The sequence below is a fragment of the Planococcus lenghuensis genome (assembly GCF_001999905.1).
Taxonomy (GTDB): domain Bacteria; phylum Bacillota; class Bacilli; order Bacillales_A; family Planococcaceae; genus Indiicoccus; species Indiicoccus lenghuensis.
Genome location: NZ_CP019640.1, coordinates 556,847 through 578,012 on the forward strand (window position 1 = coordinate 556,847; position 21,166 = coordinate 578,012).

General features: G+C 51.5%; 22 protein-coding genes and 1 tRNA gene. 13 read left to right on the forward strand and 10 right to left on the reverse strand.

Going from position 1 to position 21,166, the window contains the following annotated elements; translation table 11 throughout:
- Window positions 1-7: 7 nt before the first annotated feature.
- From B0X71_RS03015 to B0X71_RS03030, 4 genes are all read left to right on the forward strand, one after another.
- A complete protein-coding gene (locus B0X71_RS03015) occupies window positions 8-2,203 on the forward strand; it encodes an MMPL family transporter (protein ID WP_077588054.1) in 2,196 nt (731 codons plus the stop codon).
- Window positions 2,204-2,284: 81 nt separating this feature from the next.
- Complete coding sequence (locus B0X71_RS03020; RefSeq protein ID WP_077588055.1) at window positions 2,285-2,950, forward strand: ribonuclease H family protein; 666 nt, start codon at window positions 2,285-2,287, stop codon at window positions 2,948-2,950.
- A gap of 119 nt (window positions 2,951-3,069) precedes the next feature.
- Window positions 3,070-3,453, forward strand: a complete 384-nt coding sequence (locus B0X71_RS03025) for a hypothetical protein (RefSeq protein WP_077588056.1) — start codon at window positions 3,070-3,072, stop codon at window positions 3,451-3,453.
- A 158-nt stretch (window positions 3,454-3,611) separates the two neighbouring features.
- Window positions 3,612-3,998, forward strand: coding sequence for a hypothetical protein (locus B0X71_RS03030; RefSeq protein WP_077588057.1), 387 nt, complete (start codon window positions 3,612-3,614; stop codon window positions 3,996-3,998).
- A gap of 779 nt (window positions 3,999-4,777) precedes the next feature.
- On the opposite strand, the gene B0X71_RS03035 is transcribed toward B0X71_RS03030, so the two are convergent.
- The 3 genes from B0X71_RS03035 to B0X71_RS03045 form a co-directional block, all read right to left on the reverse strand.
- Entirely contained in the window at window positions 4,778-5,143 is a 366-nt protein-coding gene (locus B0X71_RS03035; protein ID WP_077588058.1) for a PH domain-containing protein, read from the reverse strand.
- 99 nt (window positions 5,144-5,242) lie between these two features.
- Entirely contained in the window at window positions 5,243-5,974 is a 732-nt protein-coding gene (locus B0X71_RS03040) for a class I SAM-dependent DNA methyltransferase (protein ID WP_077588059.1), read from the reverse strand.
- Window positions 5,975-6,095: 121 nt separating this feature from the next.
- Window positions 6,096-6,713 carry a TetR/AcrR family transcriptional regulator C-terminal domain-containing protein gene (locus B0X71_RS03045; protein WP_077588060.1) on the reverse strand — a complete coding sequence of 206 codons (618 nt, stop codon included), beginning with the start codon at window positions 6,711-6,713 and terminating at the stop codon, window positions 6,096-6,098.
- A 107-nt stretch (window positions 6,714-6,820) separates the two neighbouring features.
- Between B0X71_RS03045 and B0X71_RS03050 the strand changes: the two genes are divergently transcribed.
- Both B0X71_RS03050 and B0X71_RS03055 read left to right on the forward strand, forming a co-directional pair.
- The gene (locus B0X71_RS03050) at window positions 6,821-7,579 is read left to right on the forward strand and encodes an SDR family oxidoreductase (RefSeq protein ID WP_077588061.1); all 759 of its coding nucleotides are present in this window, start codon (window positions 6,821-6,823) and stop codon (window positions 7,577-7,579) included.
- 100 nt (window positions 7,580-7,679) lie between these two features.
- Window positions 7,680-7,767: transfer RNA gene (locus B0X71_RS03055), tRNA-Ser, on the forward strand.
- A 118-nt stretch (window positions 7,768-7,885) separates the two neighbouring features.
- Here B0X71_RS03055 and B0X71_RS03060 read toward each other — a convergent pair.
- Window positions 7,886-8,101, reverse strand: a complete 216-nt coding sequence (locus B0X71_RS03060) for a hypothetical protein (RefSeq protein ID WP_077588062.1) — start codon at window positions 8,099-8,101, stop codon at window positions 7,886-7,888.
- Window positions 8,102-8,366: 265 nt separating this feature from the next.
- Here B0X71_RS03060 and B0X71_RS03065 point away from each other — a divergent pair, with 265 nt between their 5' ends.
- On the forward strand, window positions 8,367-9,869 hold the full coding sequence (locus tag B0X71_RS03065) for a BCCT family transporter (RefSeq protein ID WP_077588063.1): 1,503 nt from the start codon (window positions 8,367-8,369) through the stop codon (window positions 9,867-9,869).
- 396 nt (window positions 9,870-10,265) lie between these two features.
- Here the strand turns inward: B0X71_RS03065 and B0X71_RS03070 are convergent, their stop codons facing one another.
- Window positions 10,266-11,522: a dicarboxylate/amino acid:cation symporter gene (locus B0X71_RS03070; RefSeq protein ID WP_077588064.1), complete on the reverse strand. Its 1,257-nt coding sequence runs from the start codon at window positions 11,520-11,522 to the stop codon at window positions 10,266-10,268.
- A gap of 150 nt (window positions 11,523-11,672) precedes the next feature.
- Window positions 11,673-12,233, reverse strand: a complete 561-nt coding sequence (locus tag B0X71_RS03075; RefSeq protein WP_077588065.1) for a TVP38/TMEM64 family protein — start codon at window positions 12,231-12,233, stop codon at window positions 11,673-11,675.
- Window positions 12,234-12,375: 142 nt separating this feature from the next.
- Here B0X71_RS03075 and B0X71_RS03080 point away from each other — a divergent pair, with 142 nt between their 5' ends.
- Complete coding sequence (locus tag B0X71_RS03080; protein ID WP_077588066.1) at window positions 12,376-13,419, forward strand: flavin-containing monooxygenase; 1,044 nt, start codon at window positions 12,376-12,378, stop codon at window positions 13,417-13,419.
- Here B0X71_RS03080 and B0X71_RS03085 read toward each other — a convergent pair.
- On the reverse strand, window positions 13,406-14,212 hold the full coding sequence (locus B0X71_RS03085) for a metallophosphoesterase (protein ID WP_077588067.1): 807 nt from the start codon (window positions 14,210-14,212) through the stop codon (window positions 13,406-13,408). The two genes, B0X71_RS03080 and B0X71_RS03085, sit on opposite strands and share 14 nt — an antisense overlap.
- A gap of 14 nt (window positions 14,213-14,226) precedes the next feature.
- Window positions 14,227-15,063 (reverse strand): CPBP family intramembrane glutamic endopeptidase, encoded by an 837-nt coding sequence (locus tag B0X71_RS03090; RefSeq protein WP_077588068.1) that lies wholly within the window; start codon window positions 15,061-15,063, stop codon window positions 14,227-14,229.
- Window positions 15,064-15,240: 177 nt separating this feature from the next.
- Between B0X71_RS03090 and B0X71_RS03095 the strand changes: the two genes are divergently transcribed.
- The 3 genes from B0X71_RS03095 (at window position 15,241) to B0X71_RS03100 (ending at window position 16,627) form a co-directional block, all read left to right on the forward strand.
- Complete coding sequence (locus B0X71_RS03095; RefSeq protein ID WP_077588069.1) at window positions 15,241-15,603, forward strand: hypothetical protein; 363 nt, start codon at window positions 15,241-15,243, stop codon at window positions 15,601-15,603.
- Between the two features lie 104 nt (window positions 15,604-15,707).
- Entirely contained in the window at window positions 15,708-15,878 is a 171-nt protein-coding gene (locus tag B0X71_RS20805; RefSeq protein ID WP_156889783.1) for a hypothetical protein, read from the forward strand.
- Complete coding sequence (locus tag B0X71_RS03100; RefSeq protein WP_077588070.1) at window positions 15,875-16,627, forward strand: hypothetical protein; 753 nt, start codon at window positions 15,875-15,877, stop codon at window positions 16,625-16,627. The genes B0X71_RS20805 and B0X71_RS03100 overlap by 4 nt, the downstream gene beginning before the upstream one ends.
- 276 nt (window positions 16,628-16,903) lie before the next feature.
- Here B0X71_RS03100 and B0X71_RS03105 read toward each other — a convergent pair whose 3' ends face one another.
- Complete coding sequence (locus B0X71_RS03105; RefSeq protein WP_077588071.1) at window positions 16,904-17,119, reverse strand: cupin domain-containing protein; 216 nt, start codon at window positions 17,117-17,119, stop codon at window positions 16,904-16,906.
- A gap of 287 nt (window positions 17,120-17,406) precedes the next feature.
- On the opposite strand from B0X71_RS03105, the gene B0X71_RS03110 reads away from it, so the two are divergent.
- Window positions 17,407-18,711: an MFS transporter gene (locus B0X71_RS03110; protein WP_077588072.1), complete on the forward strand. Its 1,305-nt coding sequence runs from the start codon at window positions 17,407-17,409 to the stop codon at window positions 18,709-18,711.
- A gap of 29 nt (window positions 18,712-18,740) precedes the next feature.
- Entirely contained in the window at window positions 18,741-19,724 is a 984-nt protein-coding gene (locus B0X71_RS03115) for an ornithine cyclodeaminase family protein (protein WP_077588073.1), read from the forward strand.
- Between the two features lie 742 nt (window positions 19,725-20,466).
- Here the strand turns inward: B0X71_RS03115 and B0X71_RS03120 are convergent.
- Complete coding sequence (locus B0X71_RS03120) at window positions 20,467-21,129, reverse strand: DUF4352 domain-containing protein (protein WP_077588074.1); 663 nt, start codon at window positions 21,127-21,129, stop codon at window positions 20,467-20,469.
- Between the last annotated feature and the right edge of the window lie 37 nt (window positions 21,130-21,166).

A 21,166-nucleotide genomic window follows, 5' to 3' on the forward strand; every position in this document is an offset into this window, starting at 1 on the left:
AAATAAAATGGGTCAGTTTTTGGAGAAATGGGGCAATGCAGTTGCCGGTCCGAAAAGCCGATGGGTGACTGTGGTAGTCTGGGTGCTTATCGTCGCCGTCTTATCAGCGGTGTGGCCGCAAGTGAATGAAGAAGAAGCGGGCGGCAATGATTTGCTGCCGGCGGACGCGATGTCATCGGAAGCGGCAGCGATTTCAGAAGAACAATTTTCAAATGGTGCCGGTGTCCCGTTGCTCGTTGTCTGGCACCGGCCCGGCGGATTGACGGAAGCGGATGCGGCCGCGGTGCAGGAATTGTATGCCGACCTGCAGGACCGGCCGCTCGCAGAGCAGTCACTTGTACCGGATTTCGCATCACTGCCGCTGCCTGCACTTTTTGAAGCCGCATCGGCAGACAGAGAAGCGCTGACAACGCCGGTGTTTTTTGATGCGGAAGCGATGACGGAAGAGCTGCAGCCGGCACTTGAAGACTTGGAGTCCCGTATTGCGACGCTGACATCCGATGAAGTGTTCACGGAAGACATTGATGAAGCGGGGCTTCATGTCCGCTTTACAGGTCCTGTCGGCATTCAGCGGGATGCGACTGAATTGTTCAGCCAGGCGGATGTCACGCTGCTGCTGGCAACCGTCGCTCTCGTGCTTGTTCTCCTCGTTCTCTTATACCGGTCGCCGATCCTGGCGCTCGTACCGCTTGTCGGCGTCGGGTTCGCCTACGGGGTCATTTCGCCGCTGCTCGGTTTTCTGGCGGACCGCGGCTGGATCACGGTCGATGCGCAAGCCGTATCGATTATGACTGTGCTCTTGTTCGGAGCCGGGACGGATTATTGCCTGTTTCTCGTTTCCCGTTACCGGGATGAACTGCGGACCGAACGCGATAAATACATGGCATTAAAACTGGCCATCGTCAATTCCGGCGGTGCGATCGCTGTCAGTGCATTGACGACAGCGGCCGGCCTGCTGACGCTCGGCCTTGCGTATTATGCTTCGTATGACCGGTTCGCTGTGCCGTTCAGCACCGCCATTATCATTATGGGCATTGCCGTGCTGACGTTATTGCCGGCGCTTCTGGCCATCCTCGGCCGCTCGGCGTTCTTTCCGTTTGTGCCGCGGACCGAAGAGATGACCCGGGAACGGGAAGAGCAGAAAGGGAAAAAAGTCCGCCGGCTGCGGACCCGGAGCCGGATCAGCGAAGCTGCCGGCCGGCTCGTGACAAAGAAGCCGTGGCCGGTCATCCTGATTTGTCTGATTGTGCTGGGCGGCCTGGCATTGGCCGCATTGCGCATTGAAACAACGTACGGCGTACTCGATTCATTCCCCGAAGACATGCCCTCGCGCGAAGGATTCGCGCTTATTGCCGACCATTACCCGCCCGGGGAGATCGCACCGGCGAGCGTCATCGTCGATACACAAGGCACGGAGGTTTCATTGGACGAAACACTCCTTAATATTGACGGAGTGGAATCGATCAGCGGACCGCGCACCGGGGAAGAGAACCCGGACATCATCCGCTATGACGTCACCTTCGACGTCGATCCGTACTCGGCTGAGGCGGTTGCCCTTGTGCCGGAATTGCAGAATGCCGTACAAGAGACGTTGCAGGAAGCCGGCGCGGACGGCGCGGAAGTTTGGATCGGCGGAGAAACAGCGGTGCTGTATGACACCGAACAGATCACAAGCCGCGATCAGGCAGTCATCATTCCGGTCATATTAACGATTATCGCTTTGCTGCTGCTCGTGTACTTACGGTCGGTCACCGCGATGCTCTATTTGCTGGCGACAGTCGTGCTGTCCTACTTCTCGGCGCTCGGCCTCGGCTGGCTCGTCATCCATTACGGCATGAGTGAACCTGCGCTGCAGGGACTCATCCCGCTGTATGCATTCGTGTTCCTCGTCGCACTCGGCGGCGACTACAACATCTTCATGATTTCGAGCATCTGGAAGAACCGGGAACGCATGCCGTTGAAAGAAGCGATCGCGGAAGGTGTGAGCGAGACGAGCAGCGTCATCACATCGGCCGGTCTCATCCTCGCAGGCACGTTCGCGGTGCTCGCTGTCCTGCCGCTGCAGGTGCTTGTCCAGTTTGGAACCGTTACGGCGATCGGCATCCTGCTCGATACGTTCGTCGTGCGGCCGCTCCTCGTGCCGGCGATCACAATGGTCTGCGGCAAGTATGCCTTCTGGCCGGGCAAGCTGTGGAAAAAATAATCGTGAGACTAAATGCCTTTCCGAAATCGGGAGGCATTTTTTTAGTGCCGGCGGGTAAAGGAACAGCAAGAGGTGACAGACATGAACGTGAAAATAATCGTTACATACGAAATGCCGAAAAAGGCGAAGACCGTTTTTACATCAGATGAAATGAGGGCGGGTGAGGCGCTGCTGCTTGCCGAGGATTTCAATAAAACCGGAAGGGCGAAGCACATCGAATTCGTCGACCGGCATGACAGCTCCTGGACGGTAAAAGAATTGAAAGGCTACGTGCAGGGAATTCAGACAGAACCGCATAATGTGGTCGTCTATTTCGATGGCGGCTTTGACGTCCAGACGAAGCGGGCGGGGCTTGGCATTGCGATTTATTATAATCAGAACGGCAAGTCGTACCGGCTGCGGAAAAACGCACCGGCGGATGAACTCGATTCAAATAACGAAGCTGAGTATGCCGCATTCTACTTCGCTTTGCAGGAATTGGAACTTCTCGGCGTGCACCATTTGCCCGTCGAATTCATCGGCGACTCCCAAGTTGTGATCAGCCAGCTGACCGGGCTGTGGCCGACGCTTGAACGGCAGCTGAACCGATGGGCCGACCGGATTGAACAGAAACTGGACCAGCTTGGCATTCAACCCGATTACCAGCAAGTGTCCCGCAAAAAGAACGCGGAAGCGGACCAGCTGGCTTCACAGGCCATGAGGGGAATCGACATATCCGGAACCATCGAACTCATTCGAAAAGAGTGAGTTTTTTATTTTTATTCAAAATATAGAATAAAAATAAAGGAAAAATAAAATGTGCGTAGAATTAAAAAGAATGCATAATTCGATTTATGCAAATATGTGTATAAAGAGGGGGCGAGGGTATGCACCTGCATATGATGGAGCAGCCGAAAATAGCCGGATTGGATGAATTACAATTAATCGTGAATGAGTTGAAAGCGGCGCGCTGGGTTTACGGACCGGACAAAGAGGATATGGAAGAAGACGATGAAGCGTGGCTCTTGCTGACGGTGATTGACAGCCATCAGCCGGAAGCGGCCGAACAGCCCGTCGACACCATCCGGCTCCTCGTCCATTTCCTGTCCGAGTATGGCTGGCATGATGATGAAGAAATGCAACTGCATTTGGAGCAACTTCTTAGCCGGGCAAGCGCATTTCTGCCGAAACACAAGCGCTATCGCCGGACATTCCGCAATTGGCTCCGAACAGCAGCGGGTTACAGCCATAACCGGAACTTGGCAATCTAAACCAGCATAGCAGTCCCATTTACAGGTCATCGCCAAGGAAACAGGAACGATGGCCCGGGTTGAATTTCATAAAAATTCATACAATTAAACGTTTTCGTGGTAAAATAGAAGAAAGTATAGATGGAACCGCTATCTGTACAGGAATGGGGGAAACCTGCATGCTGTTGAACATGACGGGATACGAAGAGCACGAACCGACCTTAGAGGAATTGCAGCAGCTGTACCGTGAATTGACAGAAGCGCGTGGCACGTTCGCGCCGAAACCCGAAGAACTGGAAGAAGATGACGAAGCGGCACTCCTGCTTGAAAGCATTGCGCAATGCACGCCGACGGATCTGGAAAGCTACGCGGAAGCTGTCGAATTGCTCGTGTTTTTGCTGACGGAATCCGGCTGGCACGAAGACGAACTGGAACAGCTGCGGCTTGAGAACCTGCTCAGCAGAGCCAATGCTGCCATCCCGGACAAGAAACGGACGCGCCGGGCGATGCTCATCCAAATTAAGCGAATCGAAGACGAAACAGCAGATGAAGAACTGGCAGGCTGAATGAGCGGCTGCCGGTTTCAAAAACGATCAGTTAAACAAGAGAACCCCATGCTATTCCGGCTAGTCACATGCGGAAAAGGCTTGGGATTTTTTGTTTTTTAGGGTGGTGTGTGGGCTTAAAATGCATTCAAGTTTTTTTAAAGGGTACTCAATTTGTTTTAAAGTTCATTCAGCCAGTCTTAAAACGCACTCGCCGTCGCTTAAAACGCACTCGCCCGATCTTAATCGTCACTCAGTCTTACTTTTAATAAAAATCACAAAAGGCTGACCGATTTTCCGACTCCAGTTTGTGAGATTTTATTGGAGAGGTCAGGCTGTCGTATTGGAAGCAATAGATTTTCTTAAAGCGCGTTCAGACTGCTTTAAAGCGCACTCGCCCGATCTTAATCGTCACTCAGCCAATCTTAAAACGCACTCGCCGTCGCTTAAAACGCACTCGCCCGATCTTAATCGTCACTCAGTCTTACTTTTAATAAAAATCACAAAAGGCTGACCGATTTTCCGACTCCAGTTTGTGAGATTTTATTGGAGAGGTCAGGCTGTCGTATTGGAAGCAATGGATTTTCTTAAAGCGCACTCAGATTGCTTTAAAGCGCACTCGCCCGATTTTAATCGTCACTTAGCCAATCTTAATACGCACTCGCCGGCGCTTAAAGTATATTCAGCAGTTTTTAATCGTCAATTCATCTTATTCTCACCATAAAACAAAAAAAGCTGACATCGAAAAATCGACATCAGCTTTTACCACACCTTATTTAACTTCCTGCATGACACCAATATTAAAGAATCGCTTCCGCAATAAGTTTGTCGAGCTTACGGATATCGATTTTCTTATCAAGATTCAATTTGAACTTGCCGGCTTTCGTCCAGAACTCGAGTTCCGCGTTGAAGTCGAATGTGCCGCCATTTTCCGACGAATACATGATGATGGATTTGAACGGAATCGTATAGATCTCGACTTTTTTGCCGGTAAGCCCTTGCCGGTCGGCGATGATGAGCCGCTTACTCGTCACAACCGCGACATCCCGCACGGTCTTATACGCCACATGCGCTTCCTCGCCTGCGATGAGCATATCTGTCACTGTATCCGGCACCGCTGTTTCCTGAATGAATGTCCATGTCATTAATGCACCTAAATCCGCCATATGACCAACTCCTTTTCTTGTTATTCCCAGTATACCGGACATCCCAAATCACAAAAAGCCGACACCGAAAAATCGACATCAGCTTTTACATAACCTCTTCTACTTTCTACACGAAAACACAAGAAACAACGGGATCCGCTGCCGGCGATGAAACTCCCCGCGCGTAGAAAAATGCATCAATTGCGGCGCGCATTCTTTCAGGCTTTCCACCGCAAATCCGGCTTCCGTCAGGGCAGTAAAATAATCGTCCGTCGTCCGGTGGTATTTGACGACTTCTTCGTCGATCCACGGTTCGACCCGCCGGCCGGTCTTGAAATAATCGTCGACGAGCCAGGAACCGCGCCGGCCTGATTCCTCCGCACTTTCCGGTGAAGACGTCAGCACGGGATGCTGCACGCTGAAAACGAATTGACCGCCTGCACTGAGCGAGGCATAGATGTCTTTGAACAGCTGCCGGACATCCGGCAAGTAATGAAACACCATGCGCGACACGATCAGGTCGTAGGCCTCATCGGAAGCTGTCCAGTCTTCCAGGTTTATCTGGCGGACAGTGCTCGCCGTTCCGTACAATGTTTCAATCGCCATTTTCACCATATTGGCTGAGCCATCGATGCCGTCATAATGCCGGCAGCCCCTCTCAAACAAGGTGCTCCCGAACCGGCCGTCACCGCAGCCCAAGTCAAGCACCCGCTGGCCGGTAACATCTCCGATCAGGTCGAGGATCACGGGTTCTTCCATGGTATTATTCGGGCTTTCCTCCCGGCTCCGGCGCGACAGAAAAGCCGTGAAAAATTCATCTTTTTCATAAAACGATGACCCGTTCCCAGACATCCTGATTCCTCCTTCTCTAAGTGGATGCTGCCCAAAAGAGCCGCCGGTCCACATGAACAGACGGCGCAGATGTACATCCGTTCCTATGTACTTGCATGAAGAACACATTTACAGATTTCATTCAGCCGTTATCATTCCCGGCGGTTTGCCGATGAATGATGGCTGGCTGGCTCTGATGAATGATCTCCACGAGCTGCTCTGCCATATAATCAGCGCTGTAATCAAACCCGCTGTTGATCCATTCGACAATCAGACCGAAAATGGCATAGGCGTAGAAACCGGCAAGCAATTGCGGATTCACGTTCGGGCTGGCTGTGCGGTTCAATAAATCCTGGAGGGCCAGATCCCGCAGCAATGCACACGTCTGATGCTGCAAGCCGGCAAGCTCCCCGGGTCTGACGATCAGCTGGTAGAAATCCGCATAGGCGGCAACATGATCGAACACCTTGACTGCGGAAGCGGACAGACTGCCGACGTCGAACCGGTGCCGGTTCCGGTACGGTTCCCGGTAGGCGCGCACAAGATCCGCTTCGGCATCACGGATGATTTCCGCCAGCAATTCTTCCTTCACTTGGTAATGCTTATAGAACGTGCCGCGATTCAGATCCGCCTGCTCGACAATGGATGTGACGGAAATATCCTTTAATTCATCCTGAAGCAATAAGGTCAGCAATGCTTCTTTCAGCGCTGCTTTTGACTTCCTGATTCTTCTGTCATGAAATTCCTTGTTAATAGACATAACAGCCCTCCAGTGTTGATTAATGAACAAAGCGTTCTGAATTTGGCGATTGTGATGCAGTCTTTTGGCTTATTATACTATAGATAGAAGACAGAGGAGGATGAATGATGAGACTTCAGGATAAAGTAGCGGTTGTCACCGGTGCAGCATCAGGCATGGGTAAGGAAATCGCAGTTCTCTACGCACAGGAAGGCGCGAAAGTCATCGTATCGGACATCAACGGTGAAGGGGCGAATGCGGTAGCCGATCAGATCAACGGAGCCGGCGGACAGGCGACAGCTGTCTCTGCAAACGTGGCAGTGGAAGAAGACATCCGGAATTTGATCGACACAGCGGTCAATACATACGGCACGCTGGATATTCTCGTGAACAACGCAGGCATCATGGACAGTTTCGAACCGGCCGGGGAAATCGAAGACGAGAAATGGGAGCGGGTCTTTGCGGTCAATACGACAAGCGTCATGCGCGCCACCCGTAAAGTATTGCCGATTTTCCTTGAAAAAGAAAGCGGCGTGATCATCAATATCGCTTCAGTCGGCGGATTGTACGGATCCCGGGCAGGCGCGGCATACACGGCTTCCAAGCATGCCGTCGTCGGTTTCACAAAAAACACCGGTTTCATGTATGCGCAAAAAGGCATCCGCTGCAATGCGATCGCACCAGGCGGCGTCGAGACGAATATCGGAGCATCCATGGGAAATGTCAGTGAATTCGGCATGGGCCGCGCGCAGGTCGGATTCGCTTCGAACCCACGCACCGGAAAAGCGGAAGAAGTCGCAAAAGTGGCCCTGTTCCTTGCAAGCGATGAATCCAGTTTCGTCAACGGTACAGTGATTACGGCAGATGCCGGCTGGACGGCGATTTAAGTGTGAACAGGCAGTCGCTTTCACAAGCGGCTGCCTGATTTTATCTGAAGAATAACGGATTGAAAAAAACACCCGATTATGATAATCTGTTAACCGTCATGGAGATGTACCCAAGAGGCTGAAGGGGGCTGACTCGAAATCAGCTAGGGCGTGCAAGCGCCGCGGGGGTTCAAATCCTCTCATCTCCGCTTAAGTAAAACGAAACCGCCATACCCGGTAATCGGGCATGGCGGTTTTTTGCGGATTTTCATCCAGCGGCATCCGGTGATTTGCATTAAGCCCGGCCGCACAGCATCCGATTGCCGCCTACATCCGGTACACAGCGTCCGGTGAACTCCACGTTTCCACGTGCTCATCGCGGCCGATATTATCCACATAATCCTGGACAGTATGCCATTGCACGTCATAGCGGTTTCCGCTCAAATCCTTCGCGTGCGCCCGCATGATGGGCTGTTCCAGTGAATCATCTAAATACGGCTGTTCGGTCAGCTCCAGCTCCTTGCCTTCCCACATGATGATCATAGTCATCCCTCCCATTTAATAAACGGCTTAGTATAGGTTTAGCCCATTACCGGCAGAGTGTAAACGTCTTTCCGCAAAGAGAAGTCGACAGTGGCCGAAATGAGCGAAAAATCGGTTTGTTTGCGCTTACTGTATCTGTAAATTTACCGACAATTTAGACCTATTTGCTCATATATAGAAGCGTTCATCACAGGATTGTGATATGATAATTCAGGCTTGGCACAAATTCGGGAAAATTATTATCATATTACTTGAGAGGTGAAGCATGCAAAAAGCAACGTTAGTATTTTGGATTTCATTAGCTATTTCGTTGATTGTCGTCATATGGGGATCGTTCGCACCTGGGAATCTTGAAACGTTCACAGGGGAGTTGACCGGTCAAATTTACGGGAAGTTCGGCTGGTTCTACCTGCTGCTCGTTCTCGCTGTTCTGCTGTTCTGTATTTACATGATGTTCTCGCGCTTTGGAAACGTGAAGCTCGGAAAGAAAAACGAAGAACCCGAATTCAGCCGCGCTTCATGGTTCGCGATGCTATTCAGTGCCGGTATGGGGATGGGCCTCGTGTTCTGGTCGACCGCCGAGCCGATTTCACACGCGTTCAAGAGCAGTCCGGTTTCACCGGAAGGCTCGGAACAAGCGATTAAAGAAGCATTGAAGTTCTCCTTTTTCCATTGGGGAATCCATGCCTGGGCTATTTACGGTATCGTTGGACTCGTCCTGGCTTATTTCAAATTCCATAAAGGGGCACCCGGTTTGATCAGTGCGACGCTTGTGCCGCTGTTCGGCGAAAAGCTGATGCAGGGCTTACTCGGGAAGCTGATCGATTCGCTTGCGGTATTCGCGACGATTGTCGGAGTCGCGGCGACGCTCGGATTCGGTTCCGCACAGATCGCCGGTGGTCTCTCGTTCCTGTTTGAAGGAATTCCGGATTCATTTTTTGTCCAGCTGATTGTGCTGGCGGTTGCCACTGCCTTGTTCATCTGGTCCGCCTGGTCGGGGCTTGGACGCGGCATCAAGTACTTGAGTAACATTAATATGGCGCTTGCCGCTGTCCTGATGCTCCTGCTGTTTATCGTCGGACCGACGCTGTATATCCTGAACATGTTCACGAATGCGCTCGGTCAATATGTGGCGGATTTCTTCGAACTAAGCTTGCGGCTCGCACCGCTTGATGAAGAGAACCGGGCATGGATCAACGGCTGGACGATTTTCTACTGGGCATGGTGGGTATCGTGGGCACCGTTCGTCGGCATCTTCATCGCCCGGATTTCACGGGGACGGACGATCAAGGAATTCCTGGTGGGTGTACTTGTCGTGCCGTCGCTGCTAAGCTTTGTCTTCTTCGCCGTCTTTGGCGTTTCGGCGCTGAATGTCGAACAGCTCGGCCTTGCCGAAATCTCGGCACTGTCGCTTGAGACATCGACATTCGGGGTGCTGGCCGAATATCCGCTCGGCTACGTCATGTCACTTATCACGATTTTCGTCATCGCGATTTTCTTCATCACGTCTGCCGATTCGGCGACATTCGTCCTCGGGATGCTGACGACGAACGGATTGCTGAATCCGCCGAACTCCGTGAAAATCACATGGGGTCTGATCCAGTCATCAGTGGCTGCCGTCATCGTCTACTTCGGCGGGACGCAAGGACTGCAGAATATGCTGATCATCGCAGCATTGCCGTTCGCCGTCATCATTATCCTGATGGGCTGGTCAATGCTGAAAGACGTTTCGAATGAAGCGAAAATGACTAAAACTAAACGGGACTAATTCCGATCCTGTTCAATTGAAAACACCGCTCTCTGAAAAGGGAAGCGGTGTTTTTTATGGTTGCGAGTAGTGGGCCGGTTTAAAGTGGATTCAAAGGGTCTTAAAGTGAACTCAGCTGCTCTTAAAACGCGTTCGCCGGCTCTTAAAGTGCACTCGCTGGCTCTTAAAGTGACTTCAATCAATCTTAATCGCAACTCAGCCGCATTCTCATTAAGAATAGCAAAAAGCTGCCACCGACTTCACGGCATCAGCTTTCTTGAATTCATTTGAAAGATAAAGGCCGCAACTTGATAACAGCCAAGGCTTCACAATGCGTTCAGCCGACCCTGATCGCAACCCGGCCGCACCTAAACAAGAAACTCCCCCGGCGTTCAACGCGCCGGGGAAGTTTCCGTATCAATAAGCTGCTTCTGCTTCTTTTTCCTGCACGCGTGTCTCGCGTCTGTCTTCCGTCTCCGCGACATACAAGGCACACGCTGCATCACCCGTGATATTCACAGCGGTCCGGGTCATATCAAGGAGCCGGTCGATCCCAAGCACGAGTCCGATACCGGCAACCGGCAGATCAACACTTGTCAGCACCATCGCGAGCATGATGAGCCCGACCCCTGGCACGCCGGCAGTTCCGATACTGGCAAGCACGGCTGTCAGCACGACTGTTATAAGTGCGGCCATCGACAGATCCGAACCGTATGCCTGCGCGATGAACAGTGTCGCAACCCCTTGCATGATCGCGGTGCCGTCCATGTTGATCGTAGCGCCGAGCGGCTGGACGAATGAACTGATCGGCTTCGGCACACCGAGTTTCTTCTGTGCGACATCCATCGACACAGGCAGCGTCGCACTGGAGCTCGACGTACTGAATGCGATGCTCATCGCCGGTGCGAACGTTTTAAAGAACCAGATCGGGTTCTTCTTCGCCAAGAACGCCACCGTGCCGCCGTACGTGAACGCCGCGTGGATGAGCAGCCCGAGCACGACGACAAACATATAGGCGCCCATCGCTTTGATTGCTGACAGTCCTTGTGAACCGATCGCCGTCGCGATCAGCGCGAACGTGCCGTACGGAGCAAAACGCATGACAAGACTCACCAAATAAATCATGACGTCATTGCCCTGCTCCACCAGATTCAAAATGCCTTGCGTCCGTTCCCGGAGCGCCGCCAGAGCGAGTCCGACAAACACCGCAAACACGATGATCTGCAGCATATTGCCGTCCGTCAGCGCGGCGAGCGGGTTGCGCGGGATAATGCCGAGCAGCGTATCCGCCACCGGAGGCGCTTCTGCTGCTTCGTACGTCGCCCCTTCCAGATCAAACTCCCCGGCTTCACCCGGTTGGATCAACGCGGCGAGTCCGAGCGCGATCGTAATCGCAATCGTCGTCGTCACGAGAAAAAACAAAATCGTCTTGATGCCGATGCGGCCTAGCTTCGACGGATCGCCGAGCCCTGCTGTCCCGAGAATGATCGAGATGAACACCAGCGGCACGACCAGCATGCTGATCAGCGCGATGAAAATCTGCCCGACCGGCACGAACACATATGTATTGAGGACCTCAAACACGTCCGGCGCGAACAAGTTCAGCAGCAACCCGACAATAGCCCCGAGCAGCAAGGCGATGATAACCTTCTTTGTTAAATTATTCGTCTGCATAAATTCTCCTCTTCCATCATTGTATAAAATAGGCAACTAAGCGTTATTTTACAGACTAGAGCTTGTCTTAAGCAAGCAAAGCCTTCTTCCGGCAATTTTGCGACAACCTAAAAAGCCGCCGGGCAAGCCCAAGCGGCTGAAGAGAGGCGGTCAGTCGGCAGTATCCGGCGCCGTCTCCGGTTTATGATATTTACCGATCACATAATAGATACCAGCCAGCACTGCAGCGAGCATCAATGACGTGATCCACGACATGCTGGAAAGGGCGTGGCCGAACGCTGTATACAAAATAGCCGGAGCGACCAGCCCTGCAAGGGTATAGCTGGCATACTGCCTGAATGATTTCGTCATTTCCATCACATAGACATTCAACAGATTAAAATGGACAAACGGCATGACACGCAGCACAAGCACTTGTCCGAGCGACAGTGTCCGGCCGTGGCCGAACCGCTCCTTCAAGCGGTCAAGCCGGGCTTTGAACCCGGGAAAACGATTGACGAGCACATACATTTCAAAGCTCATGAGCGACAGGCCGATAAACGACAGAATCGCACCCGGCACGAATCCGAACAGCACACCGCCGAGGATGCAGACGACAAGCACCGGAATCAGCAACAGCGGACGGAGCATGTGCAGAAGGATGAACAGCACCGGCGCAAACCAGCCGGCACTTTCAATGTAAGTGGTGACCGTTTCTTGCAATTGGTTCATAGGAAACTCCTCCATTCCGGAACCACATTATTACACTATACCCGTTTTCGGCGAATTGCAATGAGCATGAAAATAGAGGGAAAACTGGCGGGACTGTGGAAAAAGAATCAGGAACAAGTGACGGAGAGAGGGACGGGACAGGATGAAACAAATTGACGTGCTCATCATCGGAGCAGGCCAGGCAGGGCTTGCTGCCGCTTATTACCTGCAGAAAACAGATAAAACGTTCGTGCTGCTCGACGGCGCCGGCCGGATCGGGGACAGCTGGCGCAACCGCTATGATTCGCTCGTGCTGTTCAGCCCGCGGCGCTACAGCCGGCTGCCGGGACTGGCGATGACGGGAGATCCGGAAGGCTACCCGGGGAAGGATGAATTCGCTGCTTACCTGGAACGGTACGCGGGCCATTTCGGATTTCCCGTGGCACTCGGCGTCCGGGTGGAGAAAATGGAGCGGTGGGCGGACGGGTACCGGGTCGTGACGACTGCAGGTGATTATGTTGCTGCACACGTGATCATAGCGACCGGTCCGTTCCAGCGGCCGCACATCCCGGTGCTGCCCGGGGGAGTGCCGGAAACGCTCACCCAGCTGCATTCAGCGGAATACCGGTCACCTGATCAGTTGCCGGATGGACCGGTCGCTGTCATCGGCGGCGGCAATTCGGGTGCGCAGATCGCAGTCGAATTGGCCGAAAGCCGACAGGTCATGTTGGCGACCGGGCATGAATTGGTCTTCATTCCACAGCGGATTTTCGGAAAAAGCCTGTTTTTCTGGCTCGGAATATCCGGCATTTCGCGCATTTCGCCGGATTCCCGGCTGTCGACACGTTTGAAAAAAGGGGAGCCGGTCATCGGCACTGCGCTGAAACCGCTGATTGCAGCAAGCCGTGTGCAGATTGCAGAAAGAGCCGTCGCATTCTGCGGCGGCTCCCTGGTCTTTCAGGATGGATCGGAATTCACACCGCGCAGCATCGTCTGGGCAACGGGTTTCCGGTTTGATTACAATTGGCTGAATGTGGCAGGCACGCTCAATGAGCAAGGCCAGCCGGTTCACCGTCGCGGCCATTCGCCGGTTTCGGGTCTTTATTTTCTCGGACTTCCGTGGCTGTCCGGGGTGTGTTCCGGCCGCATCAACGGCGTCGGGCGGGACGCGAAAAAGCTCGTTCGCCAAATCGTCAATCCAGCTTGATCAGTTTAATGGCTTCCCGGATTTCCTCGTCAGCGGACGGATTCGTCCATTCATGCGGATAATAGCCGAGCGGCCGGCACAGCACTTCAATGCCGTCGTGCTGCTCGTGATACCGCGTGTGGATATGGCCGAAAATGTACTTTTTCACGCCGTACTTCTTGGCGAGTGCGCCATAGCGGCTGCTGCCCATCATGGAATTGAAGAAATCCCAGCTTGGATCATTTTTTACATGTACGAGATGCATGAACGGAACGACGTGCGTCACGAGAATGATTTTTTTATGCTGATGCAGTTCAAGCTGCTGTTCGAGTTTATCGGCATAATACTTGCTGCGCTCGATATCGCTTTGCCCCCAATGAGCATGCAATTTATCGGGCCATGTGAAGTCGCCGTACGTTCCGCGGGAAAACTCTTCTTCGGTAAAGCCGTCGACGCCGAATGAATAATCGTACCAGCCGCCATCGCCGATTGCGACCCAGTCGCGGCCGAGCTCAATGGGGCCGTTGCCGAGGTTGCCGGGAAAGCGGAGCAGCGTGTCGTACGCTTCATTGGCGTCATCGGCATAGACGTCATGATTGCCATGGACGAAAAGCACTTTCATCGCAGGGAATTCCGCCTGCAGACTGTCCAGCAGCTTCCGGCTTTTTTCCGGACCTGCCGTCATGTCACCGCTGATGATGAATACATCCGGCGTGTGTTGGCAGATCCAGTCAGCCAGCGCCTTCATAATGGAAGTTTGGGTGTTCTTGCGGTTCAGCCCTTCGTGGATATCGGATAACACAGCGACTCTCAACTGGAATTCCTCCTTCATGACACAGATGGCTGCCCGCTGCGCTTCGCCGGTTTCATGCTGCGGACGAGCCGGGTGAGGAACAGTCCGAGCAAGATGGAGGCAATGATGAGCACAGCTGCATTGGGCAGCGCTTTTTCATAAATATCGGCAGGTTCCAGCAAGGCGAGCGCCTCCGGAAACGTCGGGGCCACATACGCAGCCAGCACAGCCAATGAATTATTGAAGATATGCAGCATGACCGGCACAAGCAGGTTGCGCGTCTTGATGAACAGAAGCGATGTGATCACACCGAACATGAAGGCGCCGAGAACATCGGCATGCAGAACGCCGAACAAAATGCTCGAGATTAGAATGCCGCCCCACATCGACGTTTTGCGGATCATCCGGTTCAGCAGAACGCCGCGGAACATAAACTCTTCGGCGATCGGCCCGATCACTGCGAGGAAGAGGATCTCCAGAACGAGAAAACCGGGGGACGTCGTCATCGGCACCGGTTCCATAAACAGCTCCACGAGCCACGGAGCAATCGGCATGAGCGCAGCCAATTGCAGCCAAAACACGCTCAGTGAAAACGCGATCAGTATGAACACGAGAACAGCCAGGCGCGGAATCCATTCCTTCATGCCGGCCGTAAACAGGATACCTTGCACCGGCCGGTTCTGTTTGCGGAAGTAATAGCCGAAATACAGAACGGGCACGATAATATACAGAATGGCCATGAAGATTGTATTGACGGCATCATCACTTACGGTAAATAAATAACTGTCGATAAAGAGCAAGGCGACGACCATCACGATGATGGCCAGAATATTGTATAAAATGAGGTAGCGCGTCTTCATTTCCCAGAACATGCAGTCACTCCCTTTCAGTTAGCTATACGGAAATGGAAGAAATTAGTTTCAGTATTACTGTTTATTATACCAAGATTCAGCGGAAACCGGGCGACAACACTGTCGTTAATTCAGAAAATTGTAACGCCCGGTTTTTTGGTTCGTCTAATGAACCAAAGCTGAAAGGAGATGATCGCCATGAAACGGCTGACAGGAAGATTCGCAGTCGCATCGCTTGTGCTCATTGGCCTGACAGCCTGCGGGGAGGAAGAAGCGCAGGAAACGGAAGTGGCTGCAGCTGAAGACACCCATGAAGCGGAAACGGGCGGCGGGCTGCCGGTGACGTGGATCGTGCACGAAGGAGATAAATATACCTTCATTGAAATCGTGCCGAAAGAGGACATCGATATGGAGCAGGTCGTATCCACAGGAACGTTCACTAATATGGGGGATGGCATGAAATTCGGTGAAGAAATCCTTCAATATGAGAAAGACGGCAGCCTGTTCGTCATCGATAACACCGGTCCCACTGAACAATGGGCCAAGTTTACGTTGAAATAACAAAAAATGGATTGCCGGGATTTGGCCGGCAATCTGTATACATAGCAGCAGTCGGAAGGGTTGCCGGGATATGGTACGCTTATAGCAGGAGGTGTTCATGCGGCATGACGGATACGTTGCGGATTTACGTTATCTCAATCATCGTGATTCCATTGGTGATGTCGTTTCTGATCGACGCGGGAACCCGGGAGTCGGGTGGTGTGATCATGTATGTGCTGATCGTCATCGCGACCCATCTCATTGTCACAAAAGTCCAGGAGGAGCAGGGCCGATGAAGCGGATCGGGGCATTGCTTCTTGTCTTGCCGGTTCATTTGGTCATGGGCGGCATTTCCTTGCTGCTGCTCGCCGTGTCATTCAACGGGAGTTTGGAGTTAGTGTCACTTACTGCATTTTTTATAAACTTTATCGGCTTTGTGGCACTCAGTATGATGCTACTGAAGAACCGGGAATGGAAGAATGTGCTGTTTTCTGTGGGCGTGTTCCTCGGAATCGGTCTCGCACTCGCTGCCGTATTCCTGACAACGGGTCGATTCGATGAAGCGTTTTTCATTTATCATGCAGCAGGTCATATGTCTTTACTCTGGATCATGGAGCAGCCGGGTCTTTGGCAGGCAGCGGCATATTCCATTATCCCTTCCGCATTGATTGTCACCGGAGTTTATTTGGGAAAAAAGATCTCGTCGAAAGTGGCATTTATACGAACTGCCTTGTACAGCGGAGCCACAATCGCCGCAATCCTGATCGTGCTCATGAGCAGTTTCGAAGGGGAGCGGATCGAGACGCAGGCGGAACTCGCCCGCGCGTTTCCGATGGCGACCGGGTTTCCATTCGATTTCGCTGAATTGCGGCACCCGAAAATCGACCCGCCGCTGCCCTGGACATACAGCGGTATCAGTTGCTGTTCCATGACCATCATTTCGTGGAGCAAATTCGGGCTGTCGGCCGCGGTCCTGTCGGTCGGCATGCTGGTGGCAATAGAAGTGGTTTATTGGGCGTACCGGCGATTCAATACGGGTAAATGAAACCGGTATCGCAAGATTAACAAGATCGCTCTTTGGTATGCAGAAAAGTAAAGTATATATAAATTGAACTAAAGAAAGAGCATTTTAATTAACGGCATTTGAGGTATCTATGCTCGCTTGCCGCGGACGAACAGGCAAGCTTCCTCTGCCGGCTGGACCGACATGCGGGGTCTTGCCTTGTCCGTTTTTCCGCAGGCGTCTCACATTTTGTCTCTCATGCTCGTTCGAGTGGTGGATCTTTAGCTCAACATATATAGTTAAATTCCAATAACCTTTTTAGTTAACTGTATTTCTTGAACTAACTACGAGAAATTGAACTATCTCTTTTGTATAGTTGAACCAATAAGGCGGTTTGTTTGCATCAAACATGAGTGATTGATGTTCAGTTAATTTATGTTGCTGTCTTTCGATTTCCACTGTTACTAATTCTTTAATCACATCCGAGGCATCTGCGATTCTCTTAGTGTGGGCTATCGTTCCTTTCGAAGGCATGTTAACCGTTCACCTATAGAATTTTATGGCATCTAAAATTCCCTCACTTTTTCAAAGGGTTATTTCTTTTGTGATACAGGAAGTTTCGAGAAGCCTGAAGTAAGTGCTGGAAGCAACTTCTATCAGAAGGTGGCTTCATTTTTCGTGTTTCCTTTTTTGTCATAACATCTCCTCTCAAGATTAGTAATATCTCCTAAAAATTAATTTTATTTGAATATTGACAGAAAATTCTGTTGTGAATAAAATTGAATTGAAGTGAGACTTCAACTTGAGAGGGAGGGAAAGAGATGAGTAAAAACCAAACACGTCGTGTTCTGGTAGCTAGCTTGGTTGGAAGCTCGATTGAATGGTTCGATTATTTCTTGTATGGTACAGTTGCGGCACTTGTTTTTAATGAACTATTCTTCGTGAACGAGGATCCGACAGTGGGATTGTTATTAGCTTATGCATCATTTGCTCTGGCTTTTTTCATTCGGCCATTTGGCGGCGTGATATTCAGCCATATCGGTGATCGAATCGGACGGAAGAAGACACTTGTCCTGACACTGAGTTTAATGGGAATTGCTACATTTGGGATGGGACTCCTACCTACATATCAGGCAATCGGCATATGGGCACCGATTCTGCTAGTCACTTTACGGCTCATCCAGGGACTCGGTATCGGCGGAGAATGGGGCGGCGCCTTGCTGCTAGCGGTAGAATATGCGCCAGCTGAAAAACGCGGATTATTTGGAAGCATTCCACAGATGGGTGTAACTATCGGAATGCTTATGGGAACCATTGCACTTTGGGTGATGACTTTGCTGCCAGATGGAGCGTTCATCTCGTGGGGATGGCGAGTACCATTCATCCTAAGTGCGCTGCTTGTCGTGTTTGGTTTATGGATTCGTAAAGGAATCGATGAAACTCCAGAATTTAAAAAAGTGCAGGAATCAGGAGATATTCCGAAACTGCCAATTGTTGATACATTCAAATTCCATTGGCGTGAAGTACTGATTGCAGTTGGAGCAAAAGTAGTGGAAACAGCTCCTTTCTATATTTTCAGCACATTTGTGGTATCTTATGCGACTGCGAATTTGGGCTTTAGTCGCACATCCGTGCTGGCAGCTGTTATGATTGCAACTGTAGTAACAACAATTTTGATTCCAATCATGGGGGCGTTGTCTGACAGAGTCGGACGAAAAAAATTGTATATTGCAGGTGCAGTAGGGATGGCGCTGTTCGCGTTTCCTTACTTTTGGCTGGTTCACCAAGGATCCGTTGCTCTACTTATTATTGCGACTGTCCTTGGCTTAGGAGTTATTTGGGCGCCAATCACAGCAGTGCTCGGGACAATGTTCTCTGAAATATTCGAAGCAAAGGTTCGCTACACAGGTATTTCGCTTGGTTATCAGATTGGGGCAGCAGTGGCAGGCGGAACAGCTCCGCTCGTCGCAACAGCATTGCTTGTCCGATTCGATAATTCCTATGTCCCAGTCGCTGTCTACATTATCTTTACTGCACTTATTTCACTGGTTGCTATTTGGGCAGTTAAAGACCATAAGTCTCAACCATTAGTTGAACAGGTTATCGTAAAAGAAAGCCGCGTATAAGCGGCTTTTTTTTGTAAGGAGGAATGACGATGCTGATCATCAATGAACGACAGATTGAGCAATGCTATGACATGACGGATGCCATTCATGACATCCGGCTGATCCTCAAGTCGAAAGAGCGGGGAGAACTGCTCAGTCCGCACCGGACCGTGCTCGATTTTCCGGCGCACCGGGCATCGGCGCTCTATATGCCGAGTGCGGACCTTGCCGTGGAAATGGCCGGCGTCAAAGTCGTGACGATCTTTCCGGATAATCCGGATTTGGGCAATCCGACAACCCAAGGCGTTATCCTGCTGACCGATGCGATTGACGGGCGGCATATCGCCTTGATGAATGCGTCATATCTGACCCGGCTCCGCACAGGGGCATTGAGCGGCATTGCGACCGACCACCTTGCGCGAAGTGACAGCCGCACGCTCACCGTAATCGGAACCGGCGCCATGGCATTCGAGCAAGTGCTGGGCGTGATGGCCGCCCGTAAAATCGAGCAAATTCTGCTCGTCAACCGTACACCGGAAAAAGCGGAAGTGTTCGCTGAGCGGCTGCGGGCATTCGGCGTGGAGATTCCAACAAAAGTGGAAACGGACACAGCAACCGCGGTCCGGCAGGCAGATATCATCTGCTGTGCGACCCGCTCCGATGAGCCGGTGTTCAACGGCAGCGACTTGCAGCCCGGCACCCACATCAATGGTGTCGGCTCGTACTTGCCATCCATGCGGGAAGTGGACGAAACGACTGTGTTGCAGGCCAATAAAATCGTGGTGGACAGTCTCACTGGCGTCAAAGCGGAAGCCGGGGAACTGATCCATGCAGCTAAAAGCGGAAAATGGTCATTCGATCAAGTCCACGCGGAACTCGACGCACTTGCAAACAACACGGCAGCTGGCCGGGAATCAGCGGACGAAATCACTTTTTTCAAGTCAGTCGGTGCCGCGTATTTCGATCTCGCCGTCGCCCGGGGCGTCTACACAAAAGCGCAGGAAAGCGGAACGGGAACAGAGATGGACATCTGAATAAGTTAACTTGTTGTGCCATAAACCTCGTGTTTATGGTATTTTTTGTTTTTGGTAACGGGCGGAGCACGGACATTAAGCGTTTAGAGTGGTGAGGGGGCTTAAAGTGAACTCAGTCGACCTTAAAGTGCATTCAAAATTTTTTAAAAGGCACTGAACTGGTTTTAAAAATCATTCACCGCCCCTTAATATGCACTCACCCGATCTTAATCGTCACTCGACCACCATTTACATCATAAATCACAAAAAGCTGACACCGGAAACCCGATACCAGCGCTCACAATCTCCATCAAAAAGGATAAATCGCCGGATAGATGCCAAGAGAAATTTTAAAAGGCACTCATCCGGCTTTAAAGTGCATTCAAAATATTTTAAAAGGCACTGAACTGGTTTTAAAGATCATTCACCGCCCCTTAATATGCACTCATCCGATCTTAATCGTCACTCGACCACCATTTACATCATAAATCATAAAAAGCTGACACCGGAAACCCGACACCAGCGCTCACAATCTCCATTAAAAAGGATAAATCGCCGGATAGATGCCAAGAGAAATCTTAAAAGGCATTCATCCGGCTCTAAAGTGCATTCAAAATTTTTTAAAAGGCACTGAACTGGTTTTAAAGATCATTCACGGCCCCTTAATATGCACTCATCCGATCTTAATCGTCACTCGACCACCATTTACATCATAAATCACAAAAAGCTGACACCGGAAACCCGGCGTCAGCTTTACTTTTAATTAAAAATCAATCGTCAATTCATTGGCGTCTGCAATTTTTTCATCTTCTGTATTGAACACATCGCTCGTCGTTAAGGTAAGGGTCCGGGTATCTTCTCCGTCAAGCACGAATCCGATATGGCCTTTCACTGTTTCACCGGGCGCGATTTCGCCATTCAGTTCTTCCAGGTAGATATCATCTTCCCACGTATATTCTTCTCCGGTATCCGCCGAAGCGAGCGCAACCGGCGCGAATTTCAGCGGGGCATCCGTGGTGTTGCGGATTTCAATAAATGCGTTGATGATCGGAAATTCTTCGGCTTCGGTAAAGTGATGATAGTAATCGGTCAGGCTGTAATCCGGCTGATAGCTGAGCAGTTTTGCTGCATGCACCGTCAATTCGATGCCGCCGATTTCGACGGTGTCGCCATCCAGTGCCGCGGCGAGCAACTCGATCTGCCCCCGCGCATCCCGGAACACAGCGCCGGTTTCTGTCAGCGTCCGGTCATCCGTCACTTGCGGGTTCACAATATAACCTTCATAAAAACCGGGAATCGCGATATGGGAAGCGGCCGCAGATACGCCGGCTTCCGGCTGTTCAGAAACAGCGGGGGTGTCGGCTTGTTCACTGCAGCCGGCCAGCAATGCGGCCAGCGTAAAACCGATGAGGCTTGCTCGTTTCATTTCAAAACTCCTATCCCGCAGTGATTCCCGCTGCGAC

Bases quoted from the DNA above. Each gene is read 5' to 3' on its own strand.
- B0X71_RS03110 (WP_077588072.1), top strand. From the start codon at position 17,407: ATGAGTAAAAACCAAACACGTCGTGTTCTGGTAGCTAGCTTGGTTGGA.
- B0X71_RS20805 (WP_156889783.1), top strand. From the start codon at position 15,708: ATGACGGATACGTTGCGGATTTACGTTATCTCAATCATCGTGATTCCA.
- B0X71_RS03065 (WP_077588063.1), top strand. From the start codon at position 8,367: ATGCAAAAAGCAACGTTAGTATTTTGGATTTCATTAGCTATTTCGTTG.
- B0X71_RS03115 (WP_077588073.1), top strand. From the start codon at position 18,741: ATGCTGATCATCAATGAACGACAGATTGAGCAATGCTATGACATGACG.
- B0X71_RS03045 (WP_077588060.1), bottom strand. From the start codon at position 6,713: ATGTCTATTAACAAGGAATTTCATGACAGAAGAATCAGGAAGTCAAAA.
- B0X71_RS03095 (WP_077588069.1), top strand. From the start codon at position 15,241: ATGAAACGGCTGACAGGAAGATTCGCAGTCGCATCGCTTGTGCTCATT.
- B0X71_RS03105 (WP_077588071.1), bottom strand. From the start codon at position 17,119: ATGCCTTCGAAAGGAACGATAGCCCACACTAAGAGAATCGCAGATGCC.
- B0X71_RS03050 (WP_077588061.1), top strand. From the start codon at position 6,821: ATGAGACTTCAGGATAAAGTAGCGGTTGTCACCGGTGCAGCATCAGGC.
- B0X71_RS03015 (WP_077588054.1), top strand. From the start codon at position 8: ATGGGTCAGTTTTTGGAGAAATGGGGCAATGCAGTTGCCGGTCCGAAA.
- B0X71_RS03020 (WP_077588055.1), top strand. From the start codon at position 2,285: ATGAACGTGAAAATAATCGTTACATACGAAATGCCGAAAAAGGCGAAG.
- B0X71_RS03090 (WP_077588068.1), bottom strand. From the start codon at position 15,063: ATGTTCTGGGAAATGAAGACGCGCTACCTCATTTTATACAATATTCTG.
- B0X71_RS03080 (WP_077588066.1), top strand. From the start codon at position 12,376: ATGAAACAAATTGACGTGCTCATCATCGGAGCAGGCCAGGCAGGGCTT.
- B0X71_RS03040 (WP_077588059.1), bottom strand. From the start codon at position 5,974: ATGTCTGGGAACGGGTCATCGTTTTATGAAAAAGATGAATTTTTCACG.
- B0X71_RS03030 (WP_077588057.1), top strand. From the start codon at position 3,612: ATGCTGTTGAACATGACGGGATACGAAGAGCACGAACCGACCTTAGAG.
- B0X71_RS03060 (WP_077588062.1), bottom strand. From the start codon at position 8,101: ATGATCATCATGTGGGAAGGCAAGGAGCTGGAGCTGACCGAACAGCCG.
- B0X71_RS03100 (WP_077588070.1), top strand. From the start codon at position 15,875: ATGAAGCGGATCGGGGCATTGCTTCTTGTCTTGCCGGTTCATTTGGTC.
- B0X71_RS03075 (WP_077588065.1), bottom strand. From the start codon at position 12,233: ATGAACCAATTGCAAGAAACGGTCACCACTTACATTGAAAGTGCCGGC.
- B0X71_RS03035 (WP_077588058.1), bottom strand. From the start codon at position 5,143: ATGGCGGATTTAGGTGCATTAATGACATGGACATTCATTCAGGAAACA.
- B0X71_RS03120 (WP_077588074.1), bottom strand. From the start codon at position 21,129: ATGAAACGAGCAAGCCTCATCGGTTTTACGCTGGCCGCATTGCTGGCC.
- B0X71_RS03070 (WP_077588064.1), bottom strand. From the start codon at position 11,522: ATGCAGACGAATAATTTAACAAAGAAGGTTATCATCGCCTTGCTGCTC.
- B0X71_RS03025 (WP_077588056.1), top strand. From the start codon at position 3,070: ATGCACCTGCATATGATGGAGCAGCCGAAAATAGCCGGATTGGATGAA.